The organism is Enemella evansiae (genome assembly GCF_002250705.1).
In the GTDB taxonomy this organism is placed as follows: domain Bacteria; phylum Actinomycetota; class Actinomycetes; order Propionibacteriales; family Propionibacteriaceae; genus Enemella; species Enemella evansiae.
This window is the reverse complement of record NZ_NMVP01000006.1, coordinates 88644-95053: the sequence shown is the minus strand read 5'-3', so window position 1 is coordinate 95053 and position 6410 is coordinate 88644. Positions and strand designations below refer to the sequence as shown.

General features: G+C 67.1%; 7 protein-coding genes. 4 read left to right on the top strand and 3 right to left on the bottom strand.

What is annotated here, in order from left to right:
* Positions 1-213 precede the first annotated feature (213 nt).
* Positions 214-852 carry an IMPACT family protein gene (locus BI335_RS06760; protein WP_094429990.1) on the bottom strand — a complete coding sequence of 213 codons (639 nt, stop codon included), beginning with the start codon at positions 850-852 and terminating at the stop codon, positions 214-216.
* Between the two features lie 51 nt (positions 853-903).
* A complete protein-coding gene (glmS, locus tag BI335_RS06755; protein WP_094359823.1) occupies positions 904-2748 on the bottom strand; it encodes a glutamine--fructose-6-phosphate transaminase (isomerizing) in 1845 nt (614 codons plus the stop codon).
* Between the two features lie 46 nt (positions 2749-2794).
* Between glmS and coaA the strand changes: the two genes are divergently transcribed.
* The 4 genes from coaA (at position 2795) to BI335_RS06735 (ending at position 5455) form a co-directional block, all read left to right on the top strand.
* Positions 2795-3775, top strand: a complete 981-nt coding sequence (gene coaA, locus BI335_RS06750) for a type I pantothenate kinase (RefSeq protein ID WP_094360101.1) — start codon at positions 2795-2797, stop codon at positions 3773-3775.
* A gap of 148 nt (positions 3776-3923) precedes the next feature.
* On the top strand, positions 3924-4511 hold the full coding sequence (locus BI335_RS06745; RefSeq protein ID WP_094429989.1) for a GH-E family nuclease: 588 nt from the start codon (positions 3924-3926) through the stop codon (positions 4509-4511).
* A 72-nt stretch (positions 4512-4583) separates the two neighbouring features.
* On the top strand, positions 4584-5009 hold the full coding sequence (locus tag BI335_RS06740) for a hypothetical protein (RefSeq protein WP_094429988.1): 426 nt from the start codon (positions 4584-4586) through the stop codon (positions 5007-5009).
* Entirely contained in the window at positions 5006-5455 is a 450-nt protein-coding gene (locus BI335_RS06735) for a tetratricopeptide repeat protein (protein ID WP_229119473.1), read from the top strand. Before BI335_RS06740 ends, BI335_RS06735 begins: the two co-directional genes overlap by 4 nt.
* A gap of 129 nt (positions 5456-5584) precedes the next feature.
* Here BI335_RS06735 and BI335_RS06730 read toward each other — a convergent pair whose 3' ends face one another.
* Positions 5585-6382, bottom strand: a complete 798-nt coding sequence (locus BI335_RS06730) for a DUF559 domain-containing protein (protein ID WP_094429987.1) — start codon at positions 6380-6382, stop codon at positions 5585-5587.
* Between the last annotated feature and the right edge of the window lie 28 nt (positions 6383-6410).

Genomic DNA, 6410 nt, shown 5'->3' with positions numbered 1-6410 from the left:
TGGTCATCATCGGCCGGCTGCGCCGCGACCCCGACACCCAGGCCTACTTCCACCGACGCACCAGCGAACACAAGACCCGCGCCGAAACCATCCGATGCCTCAAACGCCACCTCGCCCGCACCATCTACCGAAACCTCAAAACCGACCTCATGACCACTTGACGATCTATAGGACCGTCGGCCGCCATCGCTCCGCTCCGCTGCGCATGGCGGCCTACTCGATGACCGTGACGGGCAGGTCGACCCAGACCGAACCGGCGGGGATCGGCGCACTCGCTCCGGCGGTGAGTTCGGCGATCCGCGCGGTCAGCGCATCGGGGTCATCGGCGGTCAGCCGCAGCCGGACCGACGCGCCGTAATCGGCGCCGAGGACGGCCACCCCGGCATCGCGCAGCTCGGCCTCGACGCGGCCGGCGTCGGCGTGCGGCAGGTCGAGGTCCAACCGGACCCACTCGACCCGGCGTACCAGCCGCGCACCCTCGAGCGCCGCCCGGACGGCGTCACCGTACGCCCGGGTCAGCCCACCGGTACCGAGCAGGGTGCCGCCGAACCAACGGGTCACCACCGCCACCACATCGGAGAGTTCCTTGCCACGCAGGATTTCCAGCATCGGCGCACCCGCGGTACCGCTGGGTTCGCCGTCGTCGTTGGAGCGCATGATCGCCGGCGCCGGTCCGAGGATGAACGCGGTGCAGTGATGCCGCGCATCGCGATGGGTACGCCGTTGCTCCTCGATCACCGCACGGGCCGCGGCCTCGTCATCGACTCGCCGCACGACCGCGAGGAACCGCGATCGCTTCACCTCGATCTCCGCGGCGGGGGCGGTACCGGCCGCCAGCGTCAGATAGGTCACCTGGTTTCGACTCGCTCGTGCCTCGCTCGCTCAACCGGCGTGGCGCGAATCTCACTCCACCGTGACGGACTTGGCCAGGTTGCGCGGCTGGTCGACGTCGTGGCCGAGCCGGGTGGCGAGCTCGCAGGCGAAGATCTGCAGCGGCACGGTGGCGACCAGCGGCTGCAGCAGGGTCTGCACCTTGGGCAACCCGATCAGCACGTCGGCGTACGGGGCCACCTCGTCGTCCTCGGCCTCGGCGAGCACGATGGTCCGGGCGCCGCGGGCGCGGATCTCCTGGATGTTGGAGACGACCTTGTCGTGCAGCATGTCCCGGCCGCGCGGCGGGACGACCACGAACACCGGCAGGTCCTTGTCGATGACCGCGATCGGGCCGTGCTTCAGCTCACCGGCGGCGAATCCCTCGGCGTGGATGTAGGCGAGCTCCTTCAGCTTCAGCGCACCCTCCAGGGCCACGGGGAAGCCGGCATGTCGGCCGAGGAAGAGCACCGACGGCTGACCGGTGAGTGCCTCGGCCAGGTCGAGCACCGGCTGCTGCTCGTCCAGCACCTGCTGGATCAGCTCCGGCATCTGCTCCAGTTCACCCATCACCTGGGCGATCTCGTCGCCGAACTTGGTGCCCTTCACCTGGGCGAGGTAGAGCCCCAGCAGATAGCAGGCCAGCACCTGGGTGAGGAAGCCCTTGGTGGAGGCGACCCCGATCTCCGGCCCGGCGTGGGTGTAGATCACCGCATCCGACTCGCGCGGGATGGTGGAACCGTTGGTGTTGCAGATCGCCAGCACCTTCGAGCCCTGTTCGCGGGCGTGCCGGATCGCCATCAGCGTGTCGGCGGTCTCCCCGGACTGGGAGATCGCCACGACCAGGGTGTCCGGGCCGACGATCGGGTCGCGGTAACGGAACTCGCTGGCCAGCTCGACCTCGCAGGGCACCCGGGTCCAGTGTTCGATGGCGTACTTGGCCACCATCCCGGCGTAGTGCGCGGTGCCGCAGCCGATGATGACGATCCGGCGGATGCTGCGCAGGTCGGCCTGGGAGATCCGCAGCTCGTCGAGCGCCAACGCACCATCGGGGGCGTACCGGCCGAGGAGGGTGTCCGCGAGCGCCTTGGGCTGCTCGTGGATCTCCTTGCGCATGAACCAGTCGTAGCCGTCCTTCTCGGCGGCCGACAGATCCCAGTCGACGTGGAAGGGGCGTACCTCGGCCGGATTGCCGTCGAAGTCGGTGACGGTCCAGTCGTCGGCGGTGATCACCACCATCTGGTCCTGGCCTAGCTCGATCGCCTCGCGGGTGAACTCGATGAAGGCGGCGACATCGGAGGCGACGAAGTTCTCACCCTCGCCGACGCCGACCACCAGCGGGGAGTTGCGGCGGGCGGCGACCACCCGGGAGGGGTCGCTGGCATCGACCGCGACCAGGGTGAATGCACCCTCCAGCCGGTGGCAGACGCGGCGCATCGCGGTCGGCAGATCGGTACCGCCGTCGACCTCGCGGCCGAGCAGCTGGGCGACCACCTCTGTATCGGTCTCGGAGACCAGTTCGATGTCCTCGGCCAGCAGTTCGGCACGCAGCGCGGCGAAGTTCTCGATGATCCCGTTGTGGATCAGCGCGACCCGGCCGGAGGCGGACAGGTGCGGATGGGCGTTGATGTCGTTGGGGGCGCCGTGGGTGGCCCAGCGGGTGTGCCCGATACCGGTACCGGATTCCGGCAGCGGCTCGGCGGCCAGCGCGGTCTCGAGATTGGTCAGCTTGCCGGCCTTCTTCGCCGAGACGATCTTGTCCTCGGCGACCAGCGCGATCCCGGCGGAGTCATAGCCCCGGTATTCCAGTCGGCGCAGCCCCTCGACGACCACCTCGGTGGCCGACCGGTGACCGACGTAACCCACAATTCCACACATGGGCACGAGCGTACTTGCCCGGTCCACGTACGGCAGAATGCGGAGCATGGCGTCCGACGAAGAGGGCAGATCCGACGGCGGGGTGCGCGAGGAGGTATCAAGTCCCTACGTGCAGATAGCCCGGGCCGATTGGACCGAGATGGCCCCCCGGGTGCCGATGACCGTCGACCAGGGAATGCTCGACGCGCTCCGCGGCCTGGGCGATCCGATCAGCCTGCAGGAGGTCGCGGAGGTCTACCTGCCACTCACCCGGTTGCTCTCCCTCTACGAGCAGCACACCGGTGAGTTGTACGCCTCCACCAACGAATTCCTGGGGATCAGCAGCCGGCGTACCCCCTTCGTGATCGGCGTCGCCGGCTCGGTCGCGGTCGGCAAGTCGACCACCGCCCGGCTGCTGCAGGCCCTGTTGTCGCGCTGGCCGGAGCACCCGCGGGTCGAGCTGATCACCACCGACGGCTTCCTGCACCCGAATGCCGAACTGCAGCGCCGCGGGCTGATGAACCGCAAGGGCTTCCCCGAGTCCTATGACCAGCGGGCGCTGCAACGCTTCGTGATGGAGGTGAAGTCCGGGCGTCCGGAGGTCAGCGCGCCGGTCTACTCACACCTGGTCTACGACATCGTCCCGGGTGCGCAGGTGACCGTCCGCTCCCCCGACATCCTGATCGTCGAGGGGCTGAACGTGCTGCAACCGGCACGGCAGCGCTCCGACGGCAGGACCGGATTGGCGGTCAGCGACTTCTTCGACTTCTCGGTCTATGTGGACGCCGCCGATGCCGACATCAAACGCTGGTACCTGCAGCGGTTCATGCGGCTGCGGGAGACCGCCTTCCGCGATCCGCGCTCCTACTTCCGCAAGTACGCCGAGCTCAGCGACGAGCAGGCGGTCCAGCTGGCCGGTGACATCTGGGACACCATCAATGGCCCCAACCTGGCGCTGAACATCCGCACCACCCGCTCCCGCGCCACCGCGATCCTGCGCAAGGGTGAGAACCACGAGGTGAAGTGGGTACGCATCCGCAAGGTGTGAAGGGTACGCCGGCTGAGCGAGCGCAGCCGCCCCGGTACGCCGGCTGAGCGAGCGCAGCCGCCCTGGTACGCCGGCTGAGCGAGCGCAGCGAGTCGAAGCCAGCGGGTGACCCCTGCGCTGCCTACCGTGACACCGTGAGAGGGCATCGATGAGCGGCAAGGGCACGGTCGCCAAGACCGCTGGTGGCTTCATCCTGAAGTACGCGGATGACTATCTGCGCATCCCGCGAACCTTCACCAAGGGCGCGAAGAGCGCCGATGAGGTGGCCCGGCGGATCGCGAAGAGCGGGGTGGATCCGAACACCTTCAAGAAGACCAAGCGGCTGCGGGAGAAGTTCCTCGGGAAGACCCCGGGAAAGCTCTCGGATACCGGTCAGAAGGTCTTCAAGCGGATGGCGGAGAGGGGCAAGATCTTCGATGCCCGCGGCCGGCCCATCAATCCAGACAACTACCCCAACGGTTTGACGCCCAGAGACCTGAACAAGCTGCGAATCCGGGACGCGAACGGCACACTTCGCCCGCTCAAGCAGGCTCACATGGGCCACAACCCGGTCGATGCCGTGGATCACTGGACCACTCGTGGCAGTCGAACGAGCCCGCAGCAGAACCGCGATTGGATGAACGATCCGGACAACTACGAGTTCGAGTATGGTCCCGACAACATGGCAAGGGGCCGCACCAACTCCAATCGGTATCGCAATGCCGCCCCCTCGCACGACACGGCTGAGATCCCATGACGGTGCGAACAGGCTTCGGCAGGTCCGAATTGCGGGCGTTAATGTGGCGATGCAACGACAAGGAGGAACACCGTGAATCAGCGCAAGCCTCTTCCTGAAGAGCTCGATCCCAAACTCGACGAACTCGAAGCCCGGATGGACAAGGCCATCGATGACGGCGACGGTGCAGCGCTCGCACAGGCCGCAGAGGAAACCTGGAAGATCCTGCCTCGGCCGGTGTTGGAATGGGAGACCCAGGGACTGGTCGGGTGGTGCACCGATTCCCTGGAGGAAATCGGTGAGTGGGATGCGCTCCGCGTGTGGATCCCCCGCTACACCGAGCAGTACGGCCCCGACGATCCCTCCACCCGCATCCTCGTCGGCATCCTCGACTACAACACCGGCAAGAAGGACGAAGCCCAACGCATCCTCACCGACGTACTCGACGAGTTCGGCCCGACGGTCTTCGAAGGACGCAAGGAATATCTCGACGTGGCCAGGAGAGGACGACCGCAATGAGCGAGACCCCGGTGGAACTGCCGCAGCACATCGCCGATGAACTGGACGAGGTGGCCGAGGCCGGTACCGATCTGCTCGACGAGGAGGACTGGGACGGCGCACTCGCCCGCTTCCGCGCCGGTCTGGCACTGATCCCCGAGCCCAAGCGGGAGTGGGAGGCCTCGACCTGGTTGAACGCCTCGATCGGTGACGCACACTTCTTCGCGGGCCGGTATGCCGAGGCGCGCGATGCGTTCTACGAGGCATCCCAGTGCCCCGGCGGCCTCGGGAATCCCTATGTGCAGCTGCGATTGGGCGAGACCGAACTCGAACTCGGTCATACCGATGCGGCCGCCAACGCCCTGATCGGGGCCTACATGCAGGAGGGCCGCGAGATCTTCGAGGACGAGGATCCGAAGTACCTCGTATTCCTGCGCGAGGCCGGGCTGCTCCCCTCGACCGACTAGGTCGCGATCCGCCTTACCTATCGGTAAAACCCCATAATTGGCCCCTCGTTTCCGGGGGCGGCCCGCAAACCCGCATCCGCTCGTCACCACTCACGGACTGGGGTCGAGAAATGGGGTTCTACCGATTGGTCAGCGCTGCTCGATGCCGCGCAACACAGTGGCCACGAAGAGATCCGGGTGCTCGGTGATCATCCGCCAGGTGAACTCGAGGACCAACCAGCCGTCGAGCGTCACCGAGTTCCGCCGCGGATGGTCGTCCTCGAACACCTGGCGCTGACCGTGCCGCTCGAAGCCGTTGATCTCGATCGCGAGCTTCAACTCTGGGAATGCCACATCCAGATAGAACAGCGAGCCATCGACACTCACCGGGAAGTTGGTCCGGAATCCGTCAAGTCCGGCTTCCCGGAGCAGCCGGTGTGCCAATCGCTCGGCCTCCGACCACGGCCGATCGCGGGAGTCCTCAAGGATCTGGCGGCGCACCGTGTTGCCCGGCCGGTTCGGATGCGCATGGAAGGCCCGCCACAGCTGCCCCAACGCCCAGGCCCCGTTCTCCCGGTGTCGGCGCAGCACATCGTCCACCGGTTGCCCACCCAGCTCCGGAATCAGATCCACTGCGGTGAGGAACTGGTTCGTGCAGCTGATCCCACCGGACTGTTGAACCCATTCGGGATCGATCGGGCGCCGGGTCCACACATAACCAGGATGACGTGACGGCACCCGCCGTCGGGGCGCCGCGACGGTCAGCATCGTCGGCGCCAGTTCAGGCCAGCCCGTGAACATCGCCGCCGAGCGACCGATCAGGACCGCATCGGGTGCGTACCTGCGCATCGCGACCGCGCGGATCAGCGGCTCATCGGCCAACCCGGCCGCCGCATAGCAACCGGGCAGGAGCGGGACCAGATCGCCGGCGCGTACCAACCAGCGCACCGCCTCGCGAAGCCCCCCCGGGCATCCC

Bases quoted from the DNA above. Each gene is read 5' to 3' on its own strand.
- glmS (WP_094359823.1), bottom strand. From the start codon at position 2,748: ATGTGTGGAATTGTGGGTTACGTCGGTCACCGGTCGGCCACCGAGGTG.
- coaA (WP_094360101.1), top strand. From the start codon at position 2,795: ATGGCGTCCGACGAAGAGGGCAGATCCGACGGCGGGGTGCGCGAGGAG.
- BI335_RS06745 (WP_094429989.1), top strand. From the start codon at position 3,924: ATGAGCGGCAAGGGCACGGTCGCCAAGACCGCTGGTGGCTTCATCCTG.
- BI335_RS06735 (WP_229119473.1), top strand. From the start codon at position 5,006: ATGAGCGAGACCCCGGTGGAACTGCCGCAGCACATCGCCGATGAACTG.